The sequence below is a fragment of the Kitasatospora sp. NPDC059577 genome, from assembly GCF_042735475.1.
Taxonomy (GTDB): domain Bacteria; phylum Actinomycetota; class Actinomycetes; order Streptomycetales; family Streptomycetaceae; genus Kitasatospora.
Genome location: NZ_JBHWBZ010000020.1, coordinates 89,946 through 116,654, shown reverse-complemented (window position 1 = coordinate 116,654; position 26,709 = coordinate 89,946). Strand labels below are relative to the sequence as shown.

22 protein-coding genes and 2 pseudogenes are annotated in these 26,709 nt (G+C 70.3%); 15 read left to right on the top strand and 9 right to left on the bottom strand.

Going from position 1 to position 26,709, the window contains the following annotated elements; all coding sequences use genetic code 11:
- Positions 1-1,034: 1,034 nt before the first annotated feature.
- Together ACFV0O_RS18385 and ACFV0O_RS18380 are read left to right on the top strand one after the other, a co-directional pair.
- Positions 1,035-1,796: a hypothetical protein gene (locus ACFV0O_RS18385; protein ID WP_380342650.1), complete on the top strand. Its 762-nt coding sequence runs from the start codon at positions 1,035-1,037 to the stop codon at positions 1,794-1,796.
- Positions 1,797-1,933: 137 nt separating this feature from the next.
- Positions 1,934-3,274 carry a GH1 family beta-glucosidase gene (locus ACFV0O_RS18380; protein ID WP_380342647.1) on the top strand — a complete coding sequence of 447 codons (1,341 nt, stop codon included), beginning with the start codon at positions 1,934-1,936 and terminating at the stop codon, positions 3,272-3,274.
- A gap of 309 nt (positions 3,275-3,583) precedes the next feature.
- Here the strand turns inward: ACFV0O_RS18380 and ACFV0O_RS18375 are convergent, their stop codons facing one another.
- Positions 3,584-3,955 (bottom strand): hypothetical protein, encoded by a 372-nt coding sequence (locus ACFV0O_RS18375; RefSeq protein WP_380342644.1) that lies wholly within the window; start codon positions 3,953-3,955, stop codon positions 3,584-3,586.
- A 74-nt stretch (positions 3,956-4,029) separates the two neighbouring features.
- On the bottom strand, positions 4,030-4,659 hold the full coding sequence (locus tag ACFV0O_RS18370; protein ID WP_380342642.1) for a winged helix-turn-helix transcriptional regulator: 630 nt from the start codon (positions 4,657-4,659) through the stop codon (positions 4,030-4,032).
- An 81-nt stretch (positions 4,660-4,740) separates the two neighbouring features.
- Here ACFV0O_RS18370 and ACFV0O_RS18365 point away from each other — a divergent pair, with 81 nt between their 5' ends.
- From ACFV0O_RS18365 to ACFV0O_RS18355, 3 genes are read left to right on the top strand one after another with little or no spacing between them, the layout of a single operon-like run.
- A complete protein-coding gene (locus ACFV0O_RS18365; RefSeq protein ID WP_380342640.1) occupies positions 4,741-5,493 on the top strand; it encodes an MBL fold metallo-hydrolase in 753 nt (250 codons plus the stop codon).
- A gap of 43 nt (positions 5,494-5,536) precedes the next feature.
- Positions 5,537-6,181, top strand: coding sequence for an NAD(P)-dependent oxidoreductase (locus ACFV0O_RS18360; RefSeq protein WP_380342638.1), 645 nt, complete (start codon positions 5,537-5,539; stop codon positions 6,179-6,181).
- Positions 6,182-6,184: 3 nt separating this feature from the next.
- Complete coding sequence (locus tag ACFV0O_RS18355) at positions 6,185-7,450, top strand: multidrug effflux MFS transporter (RefSeq protein WP_380342636.1); 1,266 nt, start codon at positions 6,185-6,187, stop codon at positions 7,448-7,450.
- Positions 7,451-7,667: 217 nt separating this feature from the next.
- On the opposite strand, the gene ACFV0O_RS18350 is transcribed toward ACFV0O_RS18355, so the two are convergent.
- Positions 7,668-9,605 carry a BTAD domain-containing putative transcriptional regulator gene (locus ACFV0O_RS18350; RefSeq protein WP_380342633.1) on the bottom strand — a complete coding sequence of 646 codons (1,938 nt, stop codon included), beginning with the start codon at positions 9,603-9,605 and terminating at the stop codon, positions 7,668-7,670.
- A 112-nt stretch (positions 9,606-9,717) separates the two neighbouring features.
- Here ACFV0O_RS18350 and ACFV0O_RS18345 point away from each other — a divergent pair, with 112 nt between their 5' ends.
- On the top strand, positions 9,718-10,596 hold the full coding sequence (locus ACFV0O_RS18345; RefSeq protein ID WP_375942947.1) for an alpha/beta fold hydrolase: 879 nt from the start codon (positions 9,718-9,720) through the stop codon (positions 10,594-10,596).
- Between the two features lie 179 nt (positions 10,597-10,775).
- On the top strand, positions 10,776-10,991 hold the full coding sequence (locus ACFV0O_RS18340; protein ID WP_375942945.1) for a hypothetical protein: 216 nt from the start codon (positions 10,776-10,778) through the stop codon (positions 10,989-10,991).
- Between the two features lie 7 nt (positions 10,992-10,998).
- Here ACFV0O_RS18340 and ACFV0O_RS18335 read toward each other — a convergent pair whose 3' ends face one another.
- Positions 10,999-11,700 carry a metal-dependent transcriptional regulator gene (locus ACFV0O_RS18335; RefSeq protein WP_380342630.1) on the bottom strand — a complete coding sequence of 234 codons (702 nt, stop codon included), beginning with the start codon at positions 11,698-11,700 and terminating at the stop codon, positions 10,999-11,001.
- An 8-nt stretch (positions 11,701-11,708) separates the two neighbouring features.
- Complete coding sequence (locus ACFV0O_RS18330) at positions 11,709-12,248, bottom strand: YbhB/YbcL family Raf kinase inhibitor-like protein (RefSeq protein WP_380342627.1); 540 nt, start codon at positions 12,246-12,248, stop codon at positions 11,709-11,711.
- A 159-nt stretch (positions 12,249-12,407) separates the two neighbouring features.
- Between ACFV0O_RS18330 and ACFV0O_RS18325 the strand changes: the two genes are divergently transcribed.
- The 4 genes and pseudogenes from ACFV0O_RS18325 to ACFV0O_RS18310 all read left to right on the top strand — a co-directional run bounded on the left by ACFV0O_RS18325 (position 12,408) and on the right by ACFV0O_RS18310 (position 15,709).
- On the top strand, positions 12,408-13,106 hold the full coding sequence (locus ACFV0O_RS18325) for a GntR family transcriptional regulator (RefSeq protein WP_375942939.1): 699 nt from the start codon (positions 12,408-12,410) through the stop codon (positions 13,104-13,106).
- Between the two features lie 193 nt (positions 13,107-13,299).
- Positions 13,300-14,496 (top strand): low temperature requirement protein A, encoded by a 1,197-nt coding sequence (locus tag ACFV0O_RS18320; RefSeq protein ID WP_380342624.1) that lies wholly within the window; start codon positions 13,300-13,302, stop codon positions 14,494-14,496.
- A 117-nt stretch (positions 14,497-14,613) separates the two neighbouring features.
- Positions 14,614-14,739, top strand: a pseudogene (locus ACFV0O_RS18315) (family 1 glycosylhydrolase); the annotation flags it as partial.
- A gap of 358 nt (positions 14,740-15,097) precedes the next feature.
- Positions 15,098-15,709 carry a hypothetical protein gene (locus ACFV0O_RS18310; protein WP_380342621.1) on the top strand — a complete coding sequence of 204 codons (612 nt, stop codon included), beginning with the start codon at positions 15,098-15,100 and terminating at the stop codon, positions 15,707-15,709.
- Positions 15,710-15,722: 13 nt separating this feature from the next.
- On the opposite strand, the gene ACFV0O_RS18305 is transcribed toward ACFV0O_RS18310, so the two are convergent.
- The 3 genes from ACFV0O_RS18305 to ACFV0O_RS18295 all read right to left on the bottom strand — a co-directional run bounded on the left by ACFV0O_RS18305 (position 15,723) and on the right by ACFV0O_RS18295 (position 21,367).
- Positions 15,723-16,766, bottom strand: a complete 1,044-nt coding sequence (locus ACFV0O_RS18305; RefSeq protein WP_380342619.1) for a hypothetical protein — start codon at positions 16,764-16,766, stop codon at positions 15,723-15,725.
- Positions 16,767-17,078: 312 nt separating this feature from the next.
- Positions 17,079-20,951 (bottom strand): AAA domain-containing protein, encoded by a 3,873-nt coding sequence (locus ACFV0O_RS18300; protein WP_380342617.1) that lies wholly within the window; start codon positions 20,949-20,951, stop codon positions 17,079-17,081.
- Between the two features lie 8 nt (positions 20,952-20,959).
- Positions 20,960-21,367, bottom strand: coding sequence for a hypothetical protein (locus ACFV0O_RS18295; RefSeq protein ID WP_380342614.1), 408 nt, complete (start codon positions 21,365-21,367; stop codon positions 20,960-20,962).
- 212 nt (positions 21,368-21,579) lie between these two features.
- Between ACFV0O_RS18295 and ACFV0O_RS18290 the strand changes: the two genes are divergently transcribed.
- From ACFV0O_RS18290 to ACFV0O_RS18275, 4 genes and pseudogenes are all read left to right on the top strand, one after another.
- Positions 21,580-23,802: a DEAD/DEAH box helicase gene (locus ACFV0O_RS18290; protein ID WP_380342611.1), complete on the top strand. Its 2,223-nt coding sequence runs from the start codon at positions 21,580-21,582 to the stop codon at positions 23,800-23,802.
- A gap of 107 nt (positions 23,803-23,909) precedes the next feature.
- A complete protein-coding gene (locus ACFV0O_RS18285; protein ID WP_380342608.1) occupies positions 23,910-24,383 on the top strand; it encodes a very short patch repair endonuclease in 474 nt (157 codons plus the stop codon).
- A 121-nt stretch (positions 24,384-24,504) separates the two neighbouring features.
- A pseudogene (locus ACFV0O_RS18280) lies at positions 24,505-24,633 on the top strand (family 1 glycosylhydrolase); the annotation flags it as partial.
- Positions 24,634-24,974: 341 nt separating this feature from the next.
- Entirely contained in the window at positions 24,975-25,151 is a 177-nt protein-coding gene (locus ACFV0O_RS18275; RefSeq protein WP_380342606.1) for a hypothetical protein, read from the top strand.
- A 166-nt stretch (positions 25,152-25,317) separates the two neighbouring features.
- On the opposite strand, the gene ACFV0O_RS18270 is transcribed toward ACFV0O_RS18275, so the two are convergent.
- Positions 25,318-26,406, bottom strand: coding sequence for a methyltransferase domain-containing protein (locus tag ACFV0O_RS18270; protein ID WP_380342603.1), 1,089 nt, complete (start codon positions 26,404-26,406; stop codon positions 25,318-25,320).
- Positions 26,407-26,709 lie beyond the last annotated feature (303 nt).

Sequence of the window (26,709 nt, the reverse complement as noted above, 5' to 3'; positions counted from 1 at the left end):
GTGCCTGGGGTGCCTGTGCCTGGGGTGCCCGTGCCCGGGGCGCCCGTACCTGGGGTGCCTGTGCCTGGGGTGCCTGTGCCTGGGGTGCCCGTGCCCGGGGCGCCCGTACCTGGGGTGCCTGTGCCTGGGGTGCCCGTACCTGCGGTGCCTGCACCCGGCGGGCCCGTACCCGGGGTTCCTTCGGGTGGAGCCGGGGTGCCCGGAGTGCCACCTGGGGCAGGCGCTTCCGTGCCTGGGCTTCCTTCCGGCGGGGCAGGGATGCCGGGAGCGCCGGCAGGCGGGGCCCCCGCCCCGGGCGCTCGCGCCCCAGAGGCTCCGGCCGCCGGGGCTCCTGCTCCTGGGGTTCCCGCAGTCGGGGGAGGGCCTGCCGCACCCGGTGCTCCTGCGGCCGGTGCACCCGGGGGTGGGGTTCCCGTAGCCGGGGCTCCCGCGCCTGCGGCTCCTGCGGGCGGGGCAGGGGTTCCTGCAGCTGGTGTTTCCGTGGGAGGTGTACCAGTAGCCGGACCCGCGGCCGGTGCTCCCGTAGCCAACGTTCCCGTAGCCGGGGCTCCCGTGCCTGGGGCTCCCGTGCCCGGGGCACCGGTGGGCGGAGCCGGCGCTCCTGCGGGCGGTGCGCCCGTCGCTGGTGTGCCCGCACCCAGCGCACCCGCACCCGGCGCGCCTGCACCCGGCGCAGCCGCGACCAGGGCTCCCGCATCCGGTGCGCCAGCAGCCGGGGCAGCCGGGGCAGCCGGCGCCGGTGGTGTCGGCGGTGCCGGGGTGCCGGGCAGCGGGCGCAAGCCCGTGGGGGGCTCGCCGAGTGGTCCCGGTACCGCGTCCGCGACACCCTCCGGTTCCCCGGGAGCACGTGCCGGGGGGAACAACGTGCCGTCACCTCTTCTGCGTCCCGGTCGTTTCGGCCAGGGCACGCTCCCGGTGCTGCACAGGTTCGTCCTGATCTTCCTGGTCCTGTTCGTTCCCGCGATCGCCGCCGCAGCCATCGCGTGGCGTCGCCGGAGGGCGCGCCGCCGATCCGACCCGAGTGCAGGGGCGCCATGGAACACGTGATCGCCGTGATCGGCATCGTCGTCGGATTCGTCGCCGTCGCCGGGGGCGCTGTCCTGTTCAACGGCCGTAGGGCCAGGCGGTCGGCGCCGGCGGGAGAGGCGCGCGACGACACCGCCGAGTACCTGACGATGATGGTCGGCGTGCTGTACGCCCTGGTGCTGGGCCTTGCGCTGGTCACGGTGTGGGAGGCCAAGGACGACGCCGATGCCAACATCAGCGCCGAGGCGGGGGCAGTGCACCAGACGTTCCTGCTCGCCGACGGGCTTCCACCCGCCGCTGCTCAGCGGGCCCGCGCGGCGGCGGACACCTACGCCGCGTATGTCCGGAACGAGGAGTGGCCGCTGATGGAGCAGCGCAAGCCGCTGGGCACGCGCGGCTGGACGCTCCTTCACGACGTGCAGAACGCCTGGACGTCCTTCGAGCCCACCACCAACGCGCAACAGCAGGTGGACCAGCTGGCGTTCGGGCAGATCTCGGTGGCCTACCAGGCGCGTCACGGCCGTGAGGCGGCCGGGAATCGGGGCATGTCGGGGGTCATGTGGTTCGGCCTGCTCGCCGGCGGCGCACTCACCCTGGGACTGATGTTCCTCTTCGGGATCGAGCGCACCGGCACCCACCTGGTGCTGGCCATGGGGTTCACCAGCCTCATCGCCTTCATGGTCGTCCTCGTCTACGCCTTGAACTCGCCCTTCGGAGGCCCGCTCGGCCTGAGTCCGGCGCCCTTCGCGGATGTCGGTGTCGGAGGCTGACCGAGGGGCCGGCGGTGCGGATCCGCCGTCGCCGGCGTCGCCGACGTCGGCCGTCCCGCTGGTGTCCCGCCTCCTCTGGTGTTTCAGCGTGACGTCAGTAACATGAGCATTCCTCACGTTACTGTCAGGAGGCCGCCATGCCGGACCGCCATGACCTGCCGGCGGGGTTCCGCTGGGGTGTCGCCACCGCCGCCTACCAGATCGAGGGGGCGGCGGAGGAGGACGGCCGCGGCCCGTCCGTCTGGGACACCTTCGTCACCCGCCCCGGAGTCATTCGAGACGGGCACACGGGGGCGGTCGCCTGCGACCACTACCACCGCTACCCCGAGGACATCGCCCTGATGAAGGGCCTCGGGCTCGACGGCTACCGCTTCTCCATCGCCTGGTCGCGGATCCAGCCCGTCGGCAGCGGCCCCGTGAACCCCGCAGGCCTCGACTTCTACGACCGTCTGGTCGACGCCCTGCTGGAGGCGGGGATCACCCCGCTGCCCACCCTCTTCCACTGGGACCTCCCGCAGGCCCTGGAGGACGAAGGCGGCTGGCTCAACCGCGACACCGCGTACCGCTTCGCCGACTACGCCGCCGCCACGGCCGACCGGCTCGGCGACCGCATTTCGACGTGGATCACCCTCAACGAGCCCTTCGTCCACACCGTCTTCGGCTACGCGATGGGCATCCACGCCCCCGGCCGCGCCCTCATGTTCGAGGCCCTCCCCGCGGCCCACCACCAACTCCTCGGCCACGGTCTGGCCGCCTCGCTGCTCCACGAGCGCGGCCTGGAGGTGATGCTCTCCAACAACCTCACCCCCGTCGAACCGGCCACCCCGAACCCCGCCGACCTGACTGCCGCCGCGGCATACGACGCCCTCCACAACCGCCTGTTCACCGACCCCGTCCTCCTCGGACGCTACCCCGACCTCTCCGCCCTCGGGGTCCCCGACGACATCTTCGGCGCGATCCACCCCGGCGACACCGACCTCATCCACGCCCCCGGCCTCGACGCCCTCGGCGTCAACTACTACAACCCCACCCGCATCGCCGCCCCCACCGACCCGAGCCTGCCCTTCGACCTCGTCGACATCCCCGACGTCCCCCACACCGCCTTCGGCTGGCCCGTCGTCCCCGACGGCCTCCGCCGACTCCTCGTCGGATTGCAGGAGTTGTACGGCATCGCCCTCCCGCCCATCACCATCACCGAAAACGGCTGCTCCGTCGACGAGTCCGCCGCCCCCGACCAGCTGCGCATCGACTACCTCGCCACCCACCTCGACGCCCTCGCCACCGCCATCGCCGAAGGCGTCGACGTCCGCGGCTACTACACCTGGTCCCTCCTCGACAACTTCGAATGGGCCGAGGGGTACGAGCAGCGCTTCGGGCTCGTGCACGTGGACTTCGAGACGCAGGTGCGCACGCCGAAGGCGTCGTACGCGTGGTACCGCGACCTGATCGCGGCCCATCAGGCCCGGCACCGACGCTGAGGCTGTGAGCCGTACAGGTACGGCCGGCTTGGGGGCGGGCCGCGCAGGCTCAGGGGTGTTGGACCGATATGCCGCGCGCGGAACTGAAACCGCCGCCACGGGTTCCGGCCACCGGGGCGAGGCGTGCCCGTCCGGCCCGGGGACAAGTCGTGCAGTCTCCAGCACGATCCACACCGCCCCCTCACGGAACTCGGCGTCGTCGCCACGTCGCTTACCCGCCCTCAACTCCACATCGGGTCAGAGCTCTACGTTACGAGGGGAAGCACAGCGCAGACCTCTCCGGGAGTCCGGCACGGTCCGCTGCTGGGGTCATCGGGCAGTCGGGGAAACGGACATCCGCGCCATCTCCCGGCCGCTCTCGTCCTCCACGAGCACCACCGCTACGGCCTGGCGTGGTACGGCCGTCGTGATCCTCATGTGCACGGTCTCACCCTCGGGGATGCGCACGCCGCCGCCCAGGGCGCGATTCCCAGCGGCGTGGGCGGTCAGCACACGGTAGGTCCGACCGGGATTCAGACCGGTCAGTACCACGGGAATTTCGGTCCCCCATGCGTGCGGGACCATCTGCCCCTCGCGGGTCACGGCGACATGATGCTGTGGTTCCGTTGGCCACGGCCCGAGCCAGACCGTGGTAGTGATCGCCGCGGCCACGGCAGCCGGTCCCAGCAGCCCGTTGCGCACGACAGAGGACCGTTTTCGAGACCGGCGCAGACTCGGTAGGGCTTGAGGTCGCAGTCTCGCGCGCGGCCGGTCGTTCAGCGGGGCAGGATGCGCAGTACTGCCTCGCGATTGCCGCTGAGCTGCAGGCCTTGCTGTACGGCGGCGCTCAGATCGAGGTCGCCGAGCAGGGTCGCGGCCAGCAGGTGCGGCGGTCCGGTCAGGGACGCGGTGGGGTGGTCGACCCGGCCGGCGTGGGTGTGCACCGAGCCGTCCTTGACTTCGATGACCAGGTCTTCGTTGCCGTCGGCGTGCAGTTGCAGGGCGATTGCCGGCTGGTCGGGACGGTGGTCGGTCAGTGCCCGGGCGGGCATGTCCAGCCAGTGGGTGCGGAAGGTGTCGCTGCCGGCCGGCTCGCGCAACAGCGGAATTCCCCATCGGCTCAGTTCCTGCAGCACCGGCTCCAGCGCGCGGCCACGCTCGGTGAGGGAGAACAGGGTGGTGGCCACCGGCGGCGGGGCGGCCTTGCGGTGGATCAGGCCGGCTTCCTCCAGTTCGCGGAGCCGGTCGACCAGCAGATTACTGGCGATCCCGGGCAGCCCGTTGCGCAGGTCGGTGTGCCGGCACGGACCCAGGGCGAGCAGTTCACGGACGATCAGCAGGGTCCACCGGTCGCCGATGGTGTCCAGTGCTTTCGCGATGCCGCAGTACTGCCCGTAGGTGCGCATGCCACCACCCTACCTTGCGGCGTTGAGATTCAGAACTCTCTTGTTGACTTTCTCAACAACGGCGGTCTAGCGTCGCTGCCCATGACCACCACCCTTTCCGTGCGTCGGCTGGCCTGGGCCGGCGTCGAGATCCGTCTCGGCGACACCCGCCTGCTGATCGACCCGCTTGAGAACGTCGCTCCGCTGGCGCCGGTGATGGGGCCGCCGCACCGGCCGGTCGACCCGGTCGACACCCCGCCCGGCACCCACGCCCTCATCACCCACCTGCACCCCGACCACTACGACCACGACCTGATCGCCCGGATCGCGGCCACCGGCACGATCGGCTGCCACACCCCGAGCGCGGCGGCGCTGCACGAGGCGGGCATCACCCCCGTTGCCCAGGACCTGGGCCGGTCACGCCGCATCGGAGAGCTGACCGTCACCCCGGTGACCTCGCTGGACTGGCGCGGCAACGACTGCGACCAGGTCGCCTGGGTCGTCGAAGGCGCCGGCCGGCGGATCATCCACTGCGGCGACACCCAGTGGCACGGCAGCTGGTGGCAGATCGCCCGCGACCACGGCCCGTTCGACGTCGCGTTCGTCCCGGTCAACGGCGTCATCGCCCACTTCGAGGGCTACGCGGCCAACGTCCCGGCGACCATGACCCCCGAGCAGGGCGTCGAGGCCGCCGTCGCGCTCGGCGCCGGCACCGTCTGCGCCATGCACTACGGCCTGTTCCACAACCCGCCGTTCTACACCGAACAACCCGACATCGAGCAGCGCTTCCAGCACGCCGCCGACGAGCGCGGCATCACCGCGGCCATCATCGCCGACGGCCGGCCCGTCCTTTGACCATCAGAAAACATCAGAGACCATCAGAAACAAGGAGCAACACATGAAGATCGTCCTGTTCGGTGCCGGCGGCAACATCGGCCGGCCCACCACCGAGGAACTCCTGCGTCGCGGCCACACCGTCACCGCGGTCACCCGAGCCGGCCACGTCGACGGACTCGAGCACAAGGCCCTGACCGTGACCACCGGTGACGTCACGGACGCCGCCGCGGTCGCCGGCCTCGCCGCCTCCCACGACGCCGTACTGTCGGCCGTCGGCCCCCGGATCGGCCAGGAGGACGACCGCGCCACGATCGTCGGTGCCGCCCGTGCGCTGATCGACGGACTCCGCCGAGCCGGCGTCACCCGCCTGGTCACCATCGGCGGTGCCGGCAGCCTGCGCACGCCGACCGGCGCCCGGGTCATGGACGACCCGGACTTCCCCGCGCTGTGGAAGGCCAACGCCGAGGCCCAGTCCGAAGCGCTCGACCTCTACCGCGGCGTGCACGACCTCGACTGGACGTACGTGTCGCCCGCCGCGGTCATCGCAGCGGGCGAGCGGACCGGGGCCTACCGCAGCGCCGGGGACACCCTGCTCACCGACGACGACGGCAACAGCCGCATCTCGTACGCCGACTACGCGATCGCCTTGGCCGACACGATCGAGAGCGGCACCGCGATCCGCCGCCGCATCACCGTGGCGTACTGAGCCATGAGCAACGACGCCGCCGGCCCGCACACCCGATTCATCGTCCTGCTCGCAGCGCTCGTGGCCCTGGGACCACTGTCCATCGACGGCTACCTGCCCGGACTGCCGGACCTCGCCGGCGACCTGCGCGCCGGCGCCGCGGCCACCCAGCTCACCATCACCGCCTGCCTGGCCGGGCTGGCCGTCGGGCAGCTGATCGCCGGGCCGCTGAGCGACACCTACGGCCGGCGGCGTCCGTTGCTGGCGGGCCTCGCCCTCTACACGATCGCCAGCGCGTTCTGCGCGGTGGCGCCCGACGTCCCGACCTTCGTCGGCCTACGCCTGGTCCAGGGCATCGGCGGGGCGTTCGGCATCGTCATCGCCAACGCCATGGTCCGCGACCGCACCTCCGGAACCCGCACCGCACGTCTCTTCTCCACACTGACCTTGATCACCGGCCTGGCGCCGGTGCTCGCGCCGGTCCTCGGCGGCCAGCTACTGCGCGTCACGGCCTGGCCCGGAATCTTCGTGGCCCTGGCCGTACTCGGCGCCGTGATGCTGGCGGCCTCCGCCGCAGGACTGCCGCAGACCCGCCCCTCCGCGTCACGCCAGCCGCTGCCGGCTGTCATCGGGCAACTGCTCGGCGACCGGGTCTTCACCGGGTACGTCCTGGCCAACGGCCTGGTCTTCGCGGCGATGTTCGCCTACATCTCCGGCTCGCCGTTCGTCCTGCAGGAAATCCACGGCCTGTCACCGCAGCAGTACAGCGCCGTGTTCGCCGCCAACGCCGCCGGACTCGTCGCGGCCGCCCGGATCAGCGGCCGGCTGGTGGCCCGGGCCGGCGCCCGCGTGCTGCTGCTCGCCGGTCTGCTGGGCGCGACAGCCGGTGGCACCACGGTCCTGGGCGCGGTGCTGACACGGGCGCCCCTGCCCGTGCTCCTGATCGGCCTGTTCGTCCTGGTCTCCAGCGTGGGCCTGGTCATGCCGAACGCCGCGGCCCAGGCCCTGGCCGACCACGGCGGACACGCCGGGTCGGCCGCCGCCCTGCTCGGCTTCAGCCAGTTCATGTTCGGAGCGGCACTTGCTCCGCTGGCCGGCGCGGGTGGCGCCACCGACGCCTTGCCGATGGGAATCATCGTCGCCGTGCTGCCGGCGCTCGCCCTGCTCACACTCGGCGTCCTCACCCGGTCGATGCCCGGTGAGCGCACCCGCAGGCCGGCCCGCCAAGGACCTCCCGGGCACCGGCGACCGCACCGGCACACCGATCGCAGACGGGCCCGCATCAAGTGAATCGGGCCGGCGGCCCGGGCCGCGGTCCTCCGGCACGATCACCTCAAGCCATTACGGAGCGGGGGTACGAGGGTGAGCAGGTGGATCACCACGCGTGGCGCCGAGCCGTCGCGACTGCCTGGTGTCGGCCACAGACGCCCCTGAACGTCATGGCGACCTGATCCCGCGGGCCGTGAGGTGAGCGCGGACGGGCCCGGGGCTCGCGGACGGCGGTCGCTCACCCCGCTCCGGCGCATGCCTCCGCTTCTGCCAGGTACCGCGCCACCGGGCCCAGGGTCAGCAATCCGCTGGCGGCGCCCGCGTGTTCTGCACGGGCATCACGCAGGGCAGCCGCAGCGCGGGCGGCGATTCCGCGCTCGCCGAGGCGTACGGCGGCACGGGCGGTCAGGCACCACATGGCCTCCTGCATGTGGTCACGCGGTGGTTCGGGCACCGCGGCGAGGGCGGTACGGGCCTGCTCGCCCCGGTTCTGGGCGAGCAGCACGAGGGGTCGCGTCCAGGGCCCGTACGGGCCCCAGTCGAGGTGCGGGTCGGTGGGCGCGGGCCGGTCGTGCAGCAGGCGCAGTCCCAGCAGGGCGAGCGGGAAGAGGCCGCGGTGCAGCCCCGGCATTCCGGCCGTCCGGAGGGTGTCCTCGGCGGCGCGGTAGTGCGCTGCTGCCGTGGCGGCGGTCGGTCCGCCGGGTTCGGCGCTGCGGGCGGCCGTGGCCCGGGCCCTGAACCACCCGGTGAGGACGGGGACGAGGGGCGCCTCGGTGGCGGCGGCGAGCCGGTCGGCTGCATCGGCGTGCGAGGTCGCGGCGTCGAGGTCGCCGAGGGCCGAGGCGGATTGCAGGCGGACGAGTCGGCCGAGTACGGCGAAGTTCGGCAGCTCGTGCCGGGTGGACAGGTCGAGGATCTCGGCGCCGATCCTGTCCCGTGCCGCCGCGAGCCCGGGGCCGCTGAAGGACTGCAGGAACACCCCGTTGAGGGCGAAGGCCAGCAGGGCTGGATCGGCCAGGTCCCGTGCCAGCGCCTCTGCCTGACGCGCCGCCTGCCGCGCGTGCTTCAGCTCGGTCCCGGACAGATCGGCGCTGCGGCTCTCGACGGCGACCGTGGCCAGGAGGCGGGCGCGCAGGTCGGCGGGGCCGCCTGGTCCGAGCCCGGCGAGCGTGCGCTCGGCAGCAGCGACGACGGCGCGGGACTGCTCCGGGTCATCGGCCCGGCTCCAGATGGCGGGCACGTCGTAGGCGCCGATGATGCGGGCGGTCAGGGAGAGGTCGCCCGTGCGTTCCGCCGCCCGGACGGCGGCGAGGCGGTCGCGCCGCGAGTGGACGAGGGCGTCGCCACCCGCCAGTGCGAGGGTGCGGGCCAGATCCACGGTGGTGCGCGGGCCGAGCCGGACACCAGGGCCGGTCCACGCGGTACGTGCTCCTTCCGGGCGCGCGGACCCGGTGAGGATGTCCCTCTCCAGGCGCTGCAGGTCGCCACCGGGGTCGAGTCCGAGTCGGCCGACGAGCATCGCGCGGGCGCGGCGGAGAGCGGCCAGCGCGTCGGCCCGGCGGCCCGCGCGGTACAGCGCGCGGGCAACCAGCTCCCAGGCCGACTCGCGCCACGGGTGTTCGGCGACATGGGCACCCAGTTCGGCGACGAGATCTGCCCCTTCCCCGGAGTCGAGGAGGATGCGGGCGCGCACTTCCACCCCGTCCAACCTGAGCTCCTCCAGCCGGGTCTGCTCGCGCTGCGCCCATGGGGAGCCGGTCACATCGGCGTAGGCGGGTCCGCGCCAGGCCGCGAGTGCCGCGCCGAGGTCGGTCACCGCCTCGGGGGTGCGGCGGGCTCGGGCCAGGGCGTCCTGGAACCGATGGACGTCCACGTCCTCGCGCGGCAGGCGCAGCGCGTAGCCGGGACCTTCGGTGACGATGACGCGCGGCGGATCGCGGGGCGGTCGGTCGGGTTCGAGGGCGCGGCGCAGCGCGGCGACGAAGGTGCGCAGCGCGCCCACGGCGCGGGCAGGTGGATCGGTCCACAGGTCATTGACGAAGGTGTCGGTGGTGACCATCCGTCCCTCGGCGGCGACGAGCCGGGCGAGTACCTCACGATGGCGGGGTCCGCCCAGGTCAACCGGGCTGCCGTCGTCGTGGAGGGCCCGCACCGCACCGAGCACGTCGATTCGCATGCTCCTATCCTCCGGGCCAGGGGCCGGCTGCGCCCAACCGTACTGATCGGCTGCTGATCGCTGTCGCCCAAGCTGATCCGGTCAAGTCCCCGACCCGCAAGGATGCTCCCTCATGACGCTCACCATTCCCGGCTTCGATCACATCCGCCTGCCCGGCGCGGACGGTGTGGAGCTGGCTGCCGCTGTCGGCGGCAGCGGCAGCCCGGTCGTGCTGTTGCACGGTTTTCCCCAGACCCACCTGATGTGGCGGCACGTCGCCGAGCGTCTCGCCGACGAGCACACGGTGATCTGTCCCGACCTGCGGGGCTACGGCGCCAGCGACAAGCCGGCGGCCACTGACCCTGATGTGTACGCCAAGCGCACCATGGCCGCCGACGTCGTGACCCTGGCGGCGGCGCTCGGGCACGAGCGCTTCGCCCTCGTCGGCCACGACCGGGGAGCCCTGGTCGCCTTCCGGGCGGGGTTGGACCACCCTGAGACCATCACGCACCTGGGCATTCTCGACATCGTGCCGACGCTCGACATGTGGAACGTCCTGCACGGCGCCTCGGCGTCGGTCGGTTACCACCTTTTCCTGATGGCGCAGCCGCCGGGCCTGCCGGAGGCGATGATCGCAGGCAGTGCGGACGCGTTCTTCGGCTCGTTCCTCGACGCCTGGGCCAACGACCCGACCACCATGCCCGAAGAGGTGCGTGCCGAATACCTGCGCGCGAGCGCCGCGGCGGTGACGTCGATCGTCGCGGACTATCGGGCCTCGGCGGACATCGACGTCACGCACGACCAGGCGGACCTGGACGCCGGGTCGCAGCTGGCCATGCCCGTGGCGGTCGTCCAGCAGGACTGGGGTGCGCAGCTCGGCTACGACGCTGTCGGGGTGTGGAAGGCATGGGCGCCGGATCTGGACCACCGGCTGACCCGAGCCGGGCACTTCATGGCCGAAGAGGCACCCGACGAGATCGCGGCCGCGATCCGGGACCTGCTGGCCCGCTGAGCCTTCTGCTCTCGACTCGCCGGCTGGGCCACGGCCGGTCGGCGAGCGCCGACCACCCTCCGCCTGCGCGTGCTCGCCGGCCGCCCACTCCGCCACCGGGCCCGCCACATCCTCGCCGCCTTCGAGCAGCTGCGGCCCGGCACCGTGACGGCCGTCGACGTCCGCGTCGGCGCCGCCCCGTGGTGCAGCCCGGCCAGGGCCCCGGCGGCCGGCCCACCACGCGGCCGGCCCGGTCCTCGCTCACCGACCACCACACCTATCGGGAGCTGCGCCGCCGGATGAGCGAGGACGCCACCGCCCGCCGAGCCGCGCTCGACGAAGCCGCAGCGAGCCCGAGCACGCCCAACGGCCCGCAAAACGCGGACACCCCGGCCACGATGATGAGCGGCATGTGACGGCTGCTCAGTGCGCGGTCACGAAGACATGCGCGGCCGCCCGTGCGGGAAGTTCCGCGGCCCCTTGTGCGTTGGCGACCGTGACACCGTCGGGCGACGGTGTCACCTGCACGACGGCGCCGGGCTGCACCCCGGCGCGGCGCAGGGCGTGCATCAGCCGGAGATCGGCCTGGATCGGCTCTCCGATGCGGTGTACGACCGCGCTCGCGCCGTCCGGGGCCCGCCGGAAGTCGTTGAGGCTGATCAATCCCTTCAATTCCTCCCCGAGGGACGGGTCCGTTGTGTTCTTCTTGTCGAGCTCCTCCAGGCCCGGGATCGGGTTGCCGTAGGGGGATGTGGTCGGGTGTTGCAGCAGGTGCAGGACGCGGCGTTCGACGGCTTCGCTCATCACGTGTTCCCAGCGGCAGGCTTCGGTGTGGGCCTGTTCCCATTCCAGGCCGATCACGTCGACGAGCAGGCACTCGGCGAGGCGGTGCTTGCGCATGACACGTGTGGCCAGTCGGCGGCCCCGGTCGGTCAGTTCCAGGTGCCGGTCGCGGGCGACGTGCAGCAGCTCGTCGCGCTCCATCCGGGCGACGGTCTGGCTGACGGTGGGTCCGCTCTGGTGCAGTTGCTCGGCGATGCGGGCACGCATGGGGACCACGCCTTCCTCCTCAAGTTCCAGGATGGTGCGCAGGTACATCTCCGTGGTGTCGATGAGTTGCGACATGGTGCTGGTCAGGCGGGGGTTTCGGCGGTGGCGGTCAGGACTGCGCGGCCGAGGATGTGGCCGGCCATGGTGAAGCCGAGGACGGCGGGGGTGGCGTCGGTGGGGACGCCGATGGTGTCGACGTCGAGGGCGTGCACCACGATGAAGTAGCGGTGCGGGCCGTGGCCGGCCGGCGGGGCGGCGCCGATGAAGCGGGCCATGCGGGCGTCGTTGGGCAGCTGGAACGCGCCCTCGGGCAGGCTGGAGCCGGTGTCGTCGCCAGCACCCTCAAGCAGCTCGGTGACGGTGGCGGGGATGTCGGCGACCGCCCAGTGCCAGAACCCGGAGCCGGTGGGCGCGTCGGGGTCGTAGACGGTGACGGCGTAGCTCCGGGTGCCTTCCGGGGCGCCGCTCCAGGACAGCTGCGGAGAGACGTCCTTCCCTCCCGGGATGCCGGAGAGGCCGGAGTACTGCTCGACCGGCCATGCGGCGCCGTCGGTGACGGTCGTGCTGGTGACGGTGAAGGATGCCGTCTCCGGGAGGCGGGCGAAGGGGTTGTTGGTGCTCATTGCATCGTTCCTTTTCAGAGCGTGTTGCGGGCGGCCGCGAAGGGGCCCGCCCGAGTGCCGTCCGGCGCGCAGCGGTGGCGATGCCGCATGCCGATGACGACTTCGAATCGACCATAGCAGTAATAATCGATTATCTTCCAGATCGTCTATGATGGTGGCATGACGACCCACACCGCGGCCGCCTCGGGGAAGCCGATGCTCTCCGAGCAGGTCTACACACGCCTGCGCGACGCGATCATGCGCGGACAGTACGTCCCCGGCGATGCCCTCAAGCCGCAGGAACTCGCCAAGGAACAGGGCGTGAGCCTGGCCGTCGTGCGCGAGGCGCTGCTACGGGTGGTCGGCGAGGGCCTCGCCGACCGTCTCCCCAACCGCGGCTTCGCCGTCCCGGCCTTCTCCGACCGCCGCTGGCAGGAGATCGCGGAAGCCCGACGCACCATCGAACCGATCATGCTGCGCATGTCCATCGAACGCGGCGACGTCGACTGGGAGGCCCGCGTGCGGGCCACCCACCACCGGCTGGCCCGCACCCCTGCGTACGCGGAAGGGGAGGGCGAGTACTACAGCGCCGAATGGGCCGAAGCCCACCGCGCCTTCCACCGCACCCTGCTCGAAGGCTGCGGCAACGCCGTCCTGCTGGAGGCCTTCGACCGGATGTGGACCGCGAGCGAGCTGGCCCGCCGCTGGTCGGCGCACCGTGCCCCGGGCCGGGACGGCATCGCCGAACACCGCCGACTGGAGGAGACAACGCTGGCGCGCGACGCCGACACCGCCGCAGAACTACTCACGCAGCACCTCGCGCTGACCGCTAACGCACTGACCGACTGCCCCGACCACGGACCCGCGAACCACACCTGAGGCCCGGCCCAGTTGGAGGCAGTACCGGCCACTTCGGTGCGGTGAAGTCGTTGATCGGGTTGTGCCACGTCCCGGACAGGTGAAGTCGCCGGTGGGTGAGCGGTTGTCGGATCGGACTGCGTTGGAGGGTGCTGACGCCACCGCCCGGAGCCTGCAGGAGATCACCGATCGGAGCATGACCGATGATCACCTCATGACATTCATGAACACCGCCGAGTCGGCGGGCGGCGCCGAGCGGCATGCCTCCTGGACCGAGCTCTTCTTCGACCTCGTCGTCGTCGCGGGCGTGCTGCAGTTGTCACACCTCCTGCACGAGGGCCCGACGGCCGCCGATCTCGCCCTGTACGTCCTGCTGTACCTCGCCTTCTGGATCGCCTGGGTCTGCTTCACCGTCTACGGGAACGTCGAGGGTGACCGCGCCCGGACGCCCGGTCTCCTGCTGGCGATGCTCGGCCTCGCCGTCATGGTCGCGGCCGTCCCCGGGATCCGCGGTACGAGGCACCACCTCGCGTTCGTCGCCGCATACGTCTTCCTGCGCTGGCTGTCCAGCCGGTTCTGGCGGCGCGGGCGGGTGGTGATGGACTGGCCGGTGGCCCAGATGGGTCTCGGTGTCCTGCCGTGGATCGTGTCGCTGTGGGTGGATGCTCCGGCGCGCTACTGGCTGTGGGCCCTGGGAATCGGGTTCGACCTGCTGGCCATACTCGTGGACGCCGGCAGCCGCATGCTGCGGGGCGCGCAGGAGTGGGCGGGGCGCCTCGTGAGGAGGAACGGCGACCGCGGGCGGCTGCCGGTGATCGAGGCGGCCTACGCAGATGTGCCGCACCTGATGGAGCGGCTGAGCCTCTACGTCATCATCGTGCTCGGCGAGGGGGTCATCCAGATCACCTCGGTCGCCGCCGACACCTCCTGGGATGTGCACCTGGCCGGCGCGGCGGTGGGTTCGTTCGCCCTGCTGTCCGGCCTGTGGAGCATGTCGCTGCTCTACGGCTTCGGTGGGATCCCGAAGACCGGCCGGCGCGATCTTCCGGTGCGGTTGGCCCTGTCCCTGCACTGCCTGACGACCGGCGCGCTCGCCTCCGTCGCCGCCGGCCTGGGCCTGGCCATCGCGCATCCGCACGACCCTGCGGGGAGCGGCGTCCGGTGGTTGCTCTGCGCGGGCCTCATGGTGTACTTCGGCGTCAGCGTGGTGTCCTCCGTGGTCTCCGGTGCACGGTGGCAAGACGTCCTCGGCTGGGCACTGCCCTGCCTGCTCCTGCTGTCGGCGCTCGGCGTCTTCGCACGGCATCTCGGCGTCGGATGGCTGATCTGGGCACTGGCGACCGCGGTCGGCTGGCAGCTCGTCTTCGCACCCGGGAAGCGCGGCGGCCTGCTGGAGCGCGCCTCTGCCTGACCCGCGTCTCTGCCTGACCCGGGCCTCCCAGGACGTCGGTGATCCCACTCTCGGGTGGCGTCTCGGCAATCGGGTTTCGCGCACCGGGCCGTAAAGTGACAGTCTGTTCGACGGCCTGAGGGGTTCAGTCAGAGATTCGGCCTGGTCTATGTCGACTTCGAGACCCAGCGCCGCACCCCGAAGGCCTCATATGCCTGGTATCGCGACCTGATCGTCGCCCACCGGGCCGCTCGTTCACGGTAGTTGGCCTTAAGGCGCTGCGGATTGGATGGCCGCTTGGCAGCAGCCGAGAGGCCATCTGGATGGTGCGGCCCGCCGCAGCTGAGCCCCGGCCTCAGGCAGAAGACAGGGTGTTCGACGAGTCTGGGGCCCGCCTCCAGCGGTTCAGCTGCAGGCCGGTTGCGCAGGGAAGGCGGTCAGGACCTCACCTCGCGTGTCCAGTCGGAAGGATCCCGGCGTCAGGAGGCTCCTTGCCCTGGCCCGACATGGCCACCCGGCCCCGTGCTGCCCTGAGGGTACGAGATCCGCCCGTGCAATCCTGGAAGCCTGGTGCGGAGGGGCGCCTGGCCGGGGTGCCGCGCCGTACGGCAAGGTGGGGTCCATGGCAAGTGTGGCGAATCCTGCGGTTTGGCGCTCTGTCCGCGAGGCGGCCCTTTCGCAGGTGTCCTCGGAGAGTGAAGGGATCACACTCTCGGTCCTGGGAACCCGTGCCCTCCTGCTGTACCGGATTGATGAACGTGAGCATCGCAGGCGGGAAGCGGTTGGTGCCGAGCGGTTGGACAGCATCGCGGTGTTGGAGTGCCTGCTGGACCTTCCGGTCGACCTTCCCGTTCCGGTGGGCTCGCTCCCGCAGCGAGTAGAGGTTCGTCGTTTCCCTCACGGAGCGGTCGAGTCGAACACGGAGCTGGTGACACGTCGAGCGGTCCGGCCGCTCGCCGTTGACCTCGCGGTTGTGTCAGCCACCGACTGGCGGCAGGGTCTTGAGCGTGCAGGCCGATTCGCACCGGTCTGCCGCCGAGCCGTGCTGCTCCGCCGGATCCCGTGCGCGGGGCTGGACGAGGTCTTGACGGAGGCCGCTTTCTACGGCATCGGCGTCTTCGTCCATGAGCAGGATGGGATCCGGATGGCCCTGCAACCCGAGGCGTACAGGCCGCTGCGGCACACCGCAGCGGCCTGGCACTTCGTCGAGGAGCTGTACGGACGACTTGGTTGAACCACCCGCCCTCTCAGTCCGCTCCTGCGCCTGTCGGTGTCGAAGGTGTCGGCGCATTGAGGAGGGACCACCGCAGCAGTTGCGGCTGGACCCTGAATCCGTTCGGTTGCTGGATAGCGGCGTTGACGAGCGGATAGAGGTTCACGGCGGTACGGCAGCGTTCCTGCCACCACCGTTGGCGGTCGGGCCCGGGTGCCAGGGTCTGCAACGTCTGCTGCCAGGACAACAATACGGATGTGTTGTGCTGGGCTGCTGCTTTGGCGTCACGATTGCTCGGGAAGCTGTCCAGCGGCCGTTGTCCGCAGGCCGTGCACTCACAAACGGGTGCGTGCGTCGCGGCGAAGTGGCGTGCGAGGGTCTTTCCGAGGAAGAGGGCCATCAACTCGGGGAACAGAACGGACGGGGAATCGGCGAACCCCGAGCTTTTCGTCGGCTCGCCGGGCGGCACGACGTGCCGGAGGCGCCCCGAAAGCCCGTAGCCGGCGAATGCCGCGCCCCTGGCGAGCGCGCCGAACGCCGCGAGATCGGCCCGCAGCAGGGCGGTGCCCGGTACCTGGGCCAGGACCCGGGTCAGGCCGGTGAGAGCGTCGGGGAAGCTCGCCAGCGGGTCCAACTGGCCGCCGAGCATGATGGCCTTGGATCCCGGTGCTGTGCTCAGTTCATCGATGAGACTGTCGACCAAGTCGATCTGCAGCCAGCCGACGTCGATCGGTAGCGCGAGCACGATTCGAGGATCCTCGCGCACGGCCACATCGCGCACAGCAGCCCGCACAGCGGCCGTGTCCCCGGTTCGGAGGTACCCGGTTGGCGTGAGCGCCGCCGTCGCGCCGACGGCGAACTGCTCCTGGACCGCCTGACCGAGCGGGTCGGTGGTGGGGAACTCACCGGTCCGTTGCAGGTAGGGCAGGTCTGCCGTCGCGATGCCGACCTCGTAGAACGCCGGGTCGGCGAGGAGCACGTCCTCGTAGCCCTCCTCCCGTAGGTCCAGTGCCTTCCTGAGGGCCTTCGGCCCACTGATCACGAGCCCGCTTCGGCCGGTGTTGAGCTGCTCTCGCACCCACCCCACTCGCGTGGTGTCCACGTGGACGAGCAGCCGTTCCGCAAGCAACTCCGGTTGGGTGAAACGAGCTTGGTCGATGAAACGGGACCTCCGGCGTCGGGAGGATCCACGGGAACGGGAGCGCGGGACGGAGGAGTCGGACATGGCCTCGCCTTCGAATCGGCGGAAACACTCGACTACGTACTCGTGACTCCAGTGTACGGACTGGACCGACACTCATCGGGCAACGGCGTTCGGTCGGTGCTCCGACCTCCTTCGCTTCAACTCCACCTCAAGGAAGTGGACTTCGAAGGCCTCCTGTGCAATGGCTCAACTGGTGAGACCTGGTACACCGGTTCCGGCCAGGATGCGCCATGCCGGGATGCGGATGCTTCGAGCGACCGGTGCCGATTTGGCTCCGACTCCGCCTGAAGGCAGGCCCACGAGAAGATCGCAGCGAGCCTGTGCGAGCCGCAGGTGGCGTCCCGGCCCCTCATCGTCCCGCGGGCCCTCATCGATGACCAGCACGACGTTCTCGTCGTCCCCCGAGACCGGGTCGCGTGTCGTGACCACGAAGTCGACGGTCGTCCCCCCGACGAGAGTCGAGCGCTCGACAGCGTGGATACCGTGGTCGGCGAGGTGAGCGTGGATTCGGTCGGCCAGGTCGGTGCGCGCCGCGGACATCGTGGTCGGGAGAACAGGCACGTGATTGAGCGGAGTCGGCCGTGTGGTCCGGTCGAGGTCGATCGGAACCGATCGGCTCGCCAGCTCGGCCGGCAGCCCGGCGTGCTGCTGCCAGAACGCGCGGTGGCCGACCGTGATCAGCTGGGACTTGGCGCGGGTGACGGCAACGTTCCAGAGGTTCATCTGACTCGCCACCCAATGGATCGTGTTCTGCGGCGCGTTGTCGGTGGCGACAAGGGTGAGCACCATGACGTCGCGCTCGCCCCCTTGGAAGGCGTGCACCGTTCCGACCAGGACGCGGTCGTCGGGCAGTCTCCGCTCCAGGAGTTCCTTCTGGGCCCGGAAGGGTGTCACGACGCCGATTTTTGAATGGGCAGGCAGGCGGCTCAACAGCTCGGACACCACCCGTTCGACGGCCGACGTTTCCAGGGTGTTGCACCAGGAGCTACCGTGCCCGCCCCGGGTGCACCCCCCGGCGGGTACGTCGACCCAGGACAGTACGGCTCCAGGGCCGGGACCCCCCGTCAGGTCCACCGGCGGCACCTGATCCCGAACATCAGTGAGTACCTTCAGCCGCCCCGCATAGCAGTAGCCGTTCACCACGTCCGCGATCTCGGGGTGACAGCGGTAGTGCTCATCGAGTAGCAGGGCCGACGACGCACCCGACCGGGCGGCGTCGTAAGACGAATGAGTCCGGTAGGAGAGCTGGTGCTCCTCCAGCCAGGCGGCGCTGAGGCCGGCCCGCTCCCTGGCAGCCTTCTCCTGCTGGGGCGAGATCGAGGCGATGTGCCCGAGCTGCATCGGATCGCCGATGATCAGCGCCCGCTTCGCACGGAACAGCAGGGGGAGGACCGACGGGACGGAACACTGGCTGGCCTCGTCGATGATGACGAGGTCGAAGAGCTTCGGCGACTGCTCCAACTGGCGCACCGAGTGTGTGCTGATGGCCCAACCCTTGATGTGCCTCAGCAGTCGCGTCTGACTCTTCCGGAAGGACCTCCGTTGGCGAAGTGCCTGGAGCCGCTCGTTCATCGCTTCCCTCGCCGCCCGAAGGACTTCCGAGGACTTGGACTGCGAAACTTCGAGGGAGAGCGCGGAGAGCCGGCCGGAGAGGGTCGGCAACCCCGCTGCCGTGGCCTGGTCGTCCACAGCATCCAGTTCGGCCAGAAGACCCCTCAACTCGGTTTCGGTCAAAGCGAAGTCAGCCAGCTGGGTCAGGGTTTCGAGACCTCCGGGCACGGAGCTCGGCCACGGCGAGCCCGTGCCCGCAGTAGCAGCCGTCACGAAAGCGGCCGTTGCGCGTGACCGGCGCCAGCCGGGAGCCACCCACCGGGCCCGAAGGGCTCTGCGCGCCCGGACCTCCCATCGTCGGAGAGCCTCGTCCTCGTTCGCCCACGCTGCCGAGAGGAGGCTGCCGGGCACATCGAGCGTCCTCGCGTGGGACTCGCGCAGGCGATGGAGCTCCGTTAGCTGGAGCTCCTTGAGTACCTGTCGACCCATGGCCCGACGCCGATCGTTGAGTTGGGCAGCGGTTATCCGAAGTTCGCCCGCGACGGTGGCAGAACTCCGTTCGGGCGTCCGGAGGGTTTCGCGGAGGATTCGCTCCAGCTTCGTGGCCTCCTCCTGCAGCGCCTTGGAGTTCCCGGTGCGGATCAACAGGCCGGGCGCGATGTCCTCGCAACGACGCGCGACAACGTCGACGGCCTCATTGTTCGTCGAGGCCACGAGAACCGACTGTCCTGCCTGGACACACGTCTCGACAAGTGCTCTCACCACCTCGCTCTTCCCAGTGCCCGGCGGACCGGTCGCAACGGTGACGGTGTTCCCCATGGCTGAGCGGATCACCGCCTCCTGGCTCTCGTTGCACGGGCCGGAGGCCACCACTGTGACGGGTCCGCTGGTCGTGGAGCCGTGGCCCTGACCTGACAGCAGGGCCTCCAGAGCCGTACCGGAGATCAATTGCGGGTGGGCGGCCATGTAGTCCAGATTCTCCACGAGCCCCTGGGTCATCTGGGTGGAGCCCGACGTCACCAGCAACATGGCGGTGTTGTGGGCACCGGGTCGAAGCGCGGTGACAACGCCTTCCCGACTCAGTGCCGAGACGTCCAAGGGCTCGAGCTCCGGCAGCCCGAGTTCCGTCAGCAGCTCGCGGATGGCCCGGAGCATCTGGGCCCCGTTGCCCTCCTGCCAGGTGGGCTGCCAGCGAGCAACGAGTTCCGCGACTTCGTCCACGGTCATGAGCTGTGCGAGGAGCCCGCTGTGCAAGGACGGCACACCGCTCGGCCGGAGCGTCGATCGACCCTCCTCGTCCGGGGTGAGCTCCATCTGCTGGAGCAGAAGGGGAGCCACGCGCACGGACAGCCGGCCGCGGTTGGCGCCATTCTCGGTGGGCAGGGAGATCGCCGGATACCCGTACCAGAACTCGTTCTCCCGGCCGTCGTTGCGATTCGGGATCCGGGGCGCGCGGAACGAGCGCTCCAGGCCGCTCTGGATCAGCTCCGGACCGGATCCGAGCAGGAAGTAGTTGCTCCCCTCGCCGCCCTCACGCTGGGGCAGCATGTCCGAGGCCGTTTCGGCGGCGATGCAACCGACGTAGTAGCCGATGAGCCGCTGCCATTCGATACCGGCACTCTCTTCGGTTGTCGCCCGGACCCGCGCCTTGAGCAGGGAGGACGACGGTACATCTCCCTGCGGACCCAGCCCGGGTGCGGGCGGCAGGAAGACCGGCCGAGCCACCGAGCGGGCGAACGGGAGGTTCCGGGTGGCGCGGATCGTGGACTTGGTGGGGCGTTGCTCCTCGGGCACGCCGTTGCGCGTCATCTGTTGGGTGAGATAGGTGAAGAGGTCGTCCGGGCTGATCCACCCACTCTCCTTGATGCGTCCGTTGCGCAGTCCTTCGACGATTTCACCCGTGAAGCGGGACGTCCCGAGCATCGAGCCAGGAGGTGCCATGGCCGAAGCGGCCTGAAGGGCGTCCGAGGCGGTGATGAAGTACACCCCGGTCGGGTGCAGGAGGGTGCTGCGGGCAGTATCCGAGGACGGCTGCTCCGCTCCGGTGGGGGAGTGGTCCGGCTCGGCGCCCTTGGCGGTCCACCCCTGAACCACGGAGCCGCTGGAGCAGCAGTCCAGCAGCACGATCTTCGAGGCGGCCCGGCACTCCTGCAGGGTCCGCTCCAGGAATTCGGCGGAGACTGCGGTTCCCGGGAGGTCGGAGCGGTCGGAGTCGCGGGTCAGGAAGTAGAGCTGGTTGTCCTCCTCACAGAACTCCCCGTGGCCGCTGAAATACACCAACGCCGTTTCGCTCTGCTGTCGTTCGGCCAGGAAGTCCTCAAGGGCGCGCAGCATTTCGGCACGAGTGGGCTCGGCTACCACGGCGCATTCGTTGTACATCCCGATCTCCGTGCTCTCCAACACGGCCCGCATGTAGTGCAGATCGGCCCGGACGGAGGGGAGGTCGTGGTAGGTGTCGCTCTCGTAGGTCGAGACCCCGAGGAGGAGTGCGTAGCGGTCGTTGTCCACGGGCGGGCTCAGCCTTCGGACTCGGCGGAGCCGTCCCGTTCCTCCGGACCTTCCGGGCCTTCGGAGAGGAATCGCTCCAGGAGGAGCGCGTCCTCGCGCGCCTGCTTGCCCGAGACCGTGAGCGTCGCGCCGTCCGAACGCCGCGTGATGCTGATCGTGCGGTTGGGTACCCGGGTGAGCCAAGTCTGCACGATCGAGACGACGAGAGAGCCTCCGGAGATCAGTACGCCGACCAACTCCGCGACATCGGATCCCTTGTCGGTGGCGGCTGCGGTCAGGGTGCGGGGAAGGAGGAGAGTCGCCTCGATCTCGCGAGCCGAGAGCGCTGTGGTCAGCTCGCGGGCCTCCCGCCGTGCGCGCAGCGGGTCGCTGTCCAGGAACTCGATCCGGTGTTGCGCTTCCTGGTGCTCTTCCACGACTCCCCCTCGCCACAGCCTGCGTGTCGATTCGCACGCGGAGTGACGAGCGTAGTCAGGACTATGCCCGTGGATTCGTCCTTTGGCGGAAAAGGGGTGGCGATTGACGTGAACGAATCGGGCGCACGGACGCAAGAAGGTGTTCAGCGAATGCGCGGGGCGCGCGCCCCCTCCCCCGGCGCGCTGGGTCGCCTTGAGCCTGGGGTGGAATCATGTGGAGCTCCGGAGACAGCAACGGGTACTTGAGTCGAGACAGGGAGCTGTGCGTGGGGGACAAGCAGCGGACCGTTCGCAAGCCCAAGGCCGTGCTCGCGGATGCCGCGCGACTCCACGCGGCCGCTCTCGCGGTTACTGAGGACCACCGGAGTGCCGTTGCAGGGGTGATCCAGGCCGCTGCTGCGCTGAGGGAGCGGCTTGTTCGCGATGAACTGGGATACATCCCCGTGGCCCGGCTCAAGGACGTGACCGGTGGGCGCCTCCGGGTCGGCGCCTTGGAGGCCGCGGGATTCAGGACCGTGCAGCAGATCGCGGACACCTCGGCGTACTCGCTCCAGCTGATCCCGGGAATCGGTGCACAGACGGCCGCCCAGACCGTTGCTGCGGCCCGCCGGATCGTCGAGGCGGCCGAACAGACCGTGGCGGTCCGGATCGACGTCGATCACCGGGACGCAATGAGCACTGCGCTGGTCATCGCGCTCCAGCGGCTTGTCGTCGCGGGGCCCGAGGCGGCTCGCGCCAGCGAGATCGCGCAGCGCGTCGTTGGTGAGGTTGCTGTCCTCATTGCCGCTGCTCAACCGGCGCGAGGAACCATTCGCGGCCTGTTTGCCGGACGGCAGCGCAAGCAGGAGGCCCTCGCGGCCGTTGAGCAGCTCACCGCTCTGCTAGCGGAGTTGGAGGTGCAGGCGATACTGGTGCTCTTCGCCCAGGCTTCCGTGGACCTACTACGGCCGCCGGCCTCCGAGATCGAGGCGTGGACGGACTTCGAGCACCGTTCGGCCGAGTTCTACGGCGCTCTCGGCGAGATTGCCGGACTCGCTCCGGAGGAGGTCAGCGCCTCCGAGGGATTCCTGCCCGGGGAACTGTCCGACCGTGTCCGGGCCGAGCCGCTGAACGACTCGCAGTGCAAGGTCTCGCTCCGCGGCTACCAGGCGTTCGGAGCCCGCTTCGCGCTCAGGCAGAAGCGGGTGATCATCGGTGACGAGATGGGCCTGGGGAAGACGGTTCAGGCGATCGCCGCGATGGCACACCTCCGGACGCGGGGGAGCACGCACTTCCTCGTCGTCTGTCCGGCGAGCGTCCTCATCAACTGGACCCGGGAGATCGAGTCCCGGAGCGCCCTGTGCGCATACCGGTTCCACGGCCAGGAGCGGGAAGTGGCACGTGCCGAGTGGCTCCGTAACGGTGGCGTCGCCGTGGTGACCTTCGACGGCCTCCGTCAGTTGGAGGTCCCTCCTGAGCAGGCTGTGGGAATGGTCGTGGTCGACGAAGCCCATTACGTCAAGAACCACGAGGCGCAGCGCTCCCGGGCGGTAGCCGCGTGGACCGACCGTGTCGAGAGAGTGCTCTTCCTCACCGGTACTCCGATGGAGAATCGGGTCGAGGAGTTCCGCAACCTGGTGCACTACCTCCAGCCCGAACTGCTGCCCCGGATCGACAACGGCTCGGCCGTGGCCGGTCCGAAGGCGTTCCGGAAGGCGGTGGCTCCGGCCTACCTCCGCCGGAACCAGCAGGACGTCCTCACCGAGCTCCCCGATGTCGTTCACGTAGACGAGTGGGAGGAGTTCACGCCGACGGACTTCGCGGCGTACCGGGCTGCGGTCGCCGCCGGCAACTTCATGGCCATGCGCCGTGCCGCCTACGCGGCCCCTGAGCGGTCGGCGAAGTTGCAGCGACTGCGGGAGATCGTCGGGGAGGCGGCCGACAACGGACGGAAGGTCGTCGTGTTCTCGTACTTCCGCGACGTGTTGGCCGTGGTCCGGGAATCACTCGGCGAGGCGGCGTTCGGTCCGATCGACGGCAGCGTCCCGGCGGTGCGGCGCCAGGATGTGGTGGACCGGTTCGCCGCGGAGCCCGGCCACGCTGTGCTGCTGAGCCAGATCCAGGCCGGAGGTGTGGGGCTGAACATCCAGGCGGCTTCGGTCGTCATCCTCTGCGAGCCGCAGGTGAAGCCCACCATGGAGAGTCAGGCCGTGGGTCGGTCGCAACGCATGGGGCAGGTCCGGCGGGTCCAGGTGCACCGGTTGCTCGCCGTCGACAGTGTCGACCAGCGGATGCTGGAGATCCTCCGGGTGAAGGAGCACCTCTTCGACGAGTACGCGCGTCGCAGCGACGTGGCGGAGTCGACACCGGAAGCCGTTGACGTTTCGGAGCACTCATTGGCGGTTCGGATCGTGGAGGAGGAACAGCTCCGCTTGGCTGCCCTGCCACTGGACTGAGCTCCGGGGCTGGCTCGGAGGCCGTTGTTGAGGTACGGCGCGCCGATCGATGTCATTGCCGTCTCCGAGAGGGTGACCACTGCACCTCGACCGAGGTTGATCGGTGCATGGGAGACAGGGGCAATCGGACGGACGTTCCGCCGCCGAGGGATGCCAACGTCCGTCGGGTGATGCGGGCGCAGCGCAGCGTGGACACGGCTCCCGAACTCGCCCTCCGGCGGGCGCTGCACAAGATGGGCTTCCGGTACCGGGTGAACCTTCCCCTTCCCACGATGCGGCGCAGGAGGGCGGACATCACGTTCGTGCGCTGGCGAACGGCAGTGTTCGTACAGGGTTGCTTCTGGCACGCCTGTCCCGAACACCGGCACGCGCCGAAGCACAATGCCGAGTGGTGGTGGCGGAAGCTTGACGACAACACGCGTCGTGACAGGGACACCGATGCCACCCTCCTCCGGCTTGGCTGGCACCCTCTGAGAGTGTGGGAGCACGAGGCCGTCGAGGACGCCGTGTACAAGGTGGTGGAGGTCCTTGCGTACCAGGGCCATCCACGCGCACGACGGCTTGATCAAGGCGCCGGGTGAAGCACCGAACTGGAACCGGGCGTGCCTGGCCGGATAGGCCTTCGCGAGCGTCACCGCTAGAAGCACTCTTATCCCAGCAGCGATGATCGACCGATTTATACAATGACAGTTCGTTCGACGGGCCGAGGGCTACCACCAGCGCTTCGGCCTGGTCCACGTCGACTTCGAGACCCAGCGCCGCACCCCGAAGGCCTCATATGCCTGGTATCGCGAGCTGATCGCGGTTCACCGGGCCGGCCAAGGAAGGTAGGTGGGCCGCGCGGCGGTGCTGGGGATGCGATGCGGCTCGACATCTCGTGACGATGGCAGCGGCAAGACAGTGGGCGGGAATTCCGGCCGCACCCAACGCCCGTCCAGCAGGCGCCCGTCTGGACTGGTCCGCTGGAGGTGCTCCTCCGGTGGATTCCTGCGAAGCGGAAGCGGAGGGCGCCTGGTCGCCGTGCCGGCGGGCAGGGCAAGGTGGGGGCCATGGCAAGCGTGGCTAATCCTGTGGCATGCGCTGGGCGTTCGACCAGGGTGGCCACGATCGGCTCGGCCACATCTAGACCGTCCAAAGCCTCGAATGCGCCTTCGGCGCCGTCATCCTGGGCGGTGACCTGGTACGACCAGGACGCCGGCGGGCAGTCCAGCAGCCAGGCGACATGGGTGGCGGCGGTGATCAGACCGACCTGGATCGCCGACGCGTGCAGGGTGACCATGGCGACCAGCGGCAGCGCCACGGCCGTCACCTGGTCGCCGAGGCGGCTGACCGTCGAGGCGGTCCAGTAACGCCAGAACACCCCTGCGCGGCTGCATCGTACCGCCCCCGCCTCCGCCGCTTCCGCGGTCCGTGTCGACACGTCCACCGCTCTACAAGTCAATGACGTCGGGAACGCGTGTACTTGGCAGCCGTCCGCACACCGAAGCGGCTCGCGGCGTTCTCGTGCACGATGGTTCAGGCCACGAGAAGGCGCAGGCCGAGCTCCGCCGCGTCGAGGGCGACGAGGTCGCGGTTGCATTCGGCCCAGCGGCCGGAGGAGAGGTCGTCCCGGAGCATGTTCACCGCTCGCTGCTCGGCCTGCGGTCCGACCCTGGTCCAGACGGACACCGCGCGGCGCACGTGTTCGTCCAGGTAGGCCTCGGGGCGGCGCCAGTGGGCCTCGAAGAAGCCGTCGGCGCAGTCCCACGGGATGAGCACCGGCTCCGCGCGGCCCCCGATCGCATGGGCCATGTCGGCCAGCGAAGGCCACCCGACGAGAAGGTCGGCGAATTCAGGCAGGTAGTCACGGGTGAGCCAGAACCGCTGGAGCCAGCCGGTCGTGCTGGCGTCGTACGTGAACACCACCACGCGCCGGGCCACCCGCTTGAGCTCGCGCAGCCCGGCGATCGGGTCCGGCCAGTGGTGAACGGTGCTGACCGCCATCGCGGCGTCGAAGGACTGGTCGGCGAACGGCAGGCGCTCCGCACTGGCAGCCACGCACGGCGCCGCGCCCGCGGGACGCTGTGCCCGCATGACCGCCGACGGTTCCACCGCCGTGACCTCGCGGTCCTGCGGTTCGTAGGAGCCGGTGCCGGCCCCGACGTTCAAGACCGTCCGGGCGTCCCCGAGCGCCTCCCAGATCCTCGCGGCGATCCGCGGCTCGGTGCGCCGCGTCGCGGGGTAGGCGGACCCGATGGCTTCGTACAGCCGCGCGCCGAACACTTTGAGCTGTTCCTCCGGCGTCGTCCTGATCCCCATGGCCCGTGCCTCCAGTTCCCTGTCGATGGCCGTCACCGTCGCGGCGGCACGGTCGCGCTGTTCCACCAGCAGGCCGCGCAGCCGATGCAGGTGCGTGACGGCGTCGGTGTTCGGGTCGTCCACCAGATCCGCGACCTCGCGCAATCCGAAGCCCAGCCGCCGGTAGGCGAGCACCTCCCGCAACCGCTCCACGTCGTCGGGCGAGTAGGCCCGGTACCCGGACGCGGTCCGTGCCGACGGGTGCACGAGGCCGATCTCGTCGTAGTGATGCAGCGTGCGGACACTCACGCCTGCCAGCTCGGCCACGCGTCCCACGGTCAGGTGCACTTCCACGCGACCGACAATGCAGCATCACGCCACGTGAGGGTCAAACAGATCCGGTCGTGGTCCACTGACGCCGCCCCGCCCCTGACCGTTGGGCAGCGCCGGACGGTCGGTGGCGGCCGTCGGAGTGACGCCCCGTCGAGTCGTTACGGAGTGTTGTCAATCTCGCGCCTAGCGTGACCGGCATGACAGCAGATCGTTCTCTCGGCGCCCCGGGCGGGCCGGGGGGGGGGCGGGGGGCGCGCGCGCGCGCGGCGGGGCGGCCGCGACGCCCGGGGGGGAGCG

What these genes read in the sequence shown, in the direction of transcription:
- ACFV0O_RS18385 (WP_380342650.1), top strand. Translation starts at nt 1,035, where the DNA reads ATGGAACACGTGATCGCCGTGATCGGCATCGTCGTCGGATTCGTCGCC.
- ACFV0O_RS18380 (WP_380342647.1), top strand. Translation starts at nt 1,934, where the DNA reads ATGCCGGACCGCCATGACCTGCCGGCGGGGTTCCGCTGGGGTGTCGCC.
- ACFV0O_RS18370 (WP_380342642.1), bottom strand. Translation starts at nt 4,659, where the DNA reads ATGCGCACCTACGGGCAGTACTGCGGCATCGCGAAAGCACTGGACACC.
- ACFV0O_RS18365 (WP_380342640.1), top strand. Translation starts at nt 4,741, where the DNA reads ATGACCACCACCCTTTCCGTGCGTCGGCTGGCCTGGGCCGGCGTCGAG.
- ACFV0O_RS18360 (WP_380342638.1), top strand. Translation starts at nt 5,537, where the DNA reads ATGAAGATCGTCCTGTTCGGTGCCGGCGGCAACATCGGCCGGCCCACC.
- ACFV0O_RS18355 (WP_380342636.1), top strand. Translation starts at nt 6,185, where the DNA reads ATGAGCAACGACGCCGCCGGCCCGCACACCCGATTCATCGTCCTGCTC.
- ACFV0O_RS18350 (WP_380342633.1), bottom strand. Translation starts at nt 9,605, where the DNA reads ATGCGAATCGACGTGCTCGGTGCGGTGCGGGCCCTCCACGACGACGGC.
- ACFV0O_RS18345 (WP_375942947.1), top strand. Translation starts at nt 9,718, where the DNA reads ATGACGCTCACCATTCCCGGCTTCGATCACATCCGCCTGCCCGGCGCG.
- ACFV0O_RS18335 (WP_380342630.1), bottom strand. Translation starts at nt 11,700, where the DNA reads ATGTCGCAACTCATCGACACCACGGAGATGTACCTGCGCACCATCCTG.
- ACFV0O_RS18330 (WP_380342627.1), bottom strand. Translation starts at nt 12,248, where the DNA reads ATGAGCACCAACAACCCCTTCGCCCGCCTCCCGGAGACGGCATCCTTC.
- ACFV0O_RS18325 (WP_375942939.1), top strand. Translation starts at nt 12,408, where the DNA reads ATGACGACCCACACCGCGGCCGCCTCGGGGAAGCCGATGCTCTCCGAG.
- ACFV0O_RS18320 (WP_380342624.1), top strand. Translation starts at nt 13,300, where the DNA reads ATGACATTCATGAACACCGCCGAGTCGGCGGGCGGCGCCGAGCGGCAT.
- ACFV0O_RS18310 (WP_380342621.1), top strand. Translation starts at nt 15,098, where the DNA reads ATGGCAAGTGTGGCGAATCCTGCGGTTTGGCGCTCTGTCCGCGAGGCG.
- ACFV0O_RS18290 (WP_380342611.1), top strand. Translation starts at nt 21,580, where the DNA reads ATGTGGAGCTCCGGAGACAGCAACGGGTACTTGAGTCGAGACAGGGAG.
- ACFV0O_RS18285 (WP_380342608.1), top strand. Translation starts at nt 23,910, where the DNA reads ATGGGAGACAGGGGCAATCGGACGGACGTTCCGCCGCCGAGGGATGCC.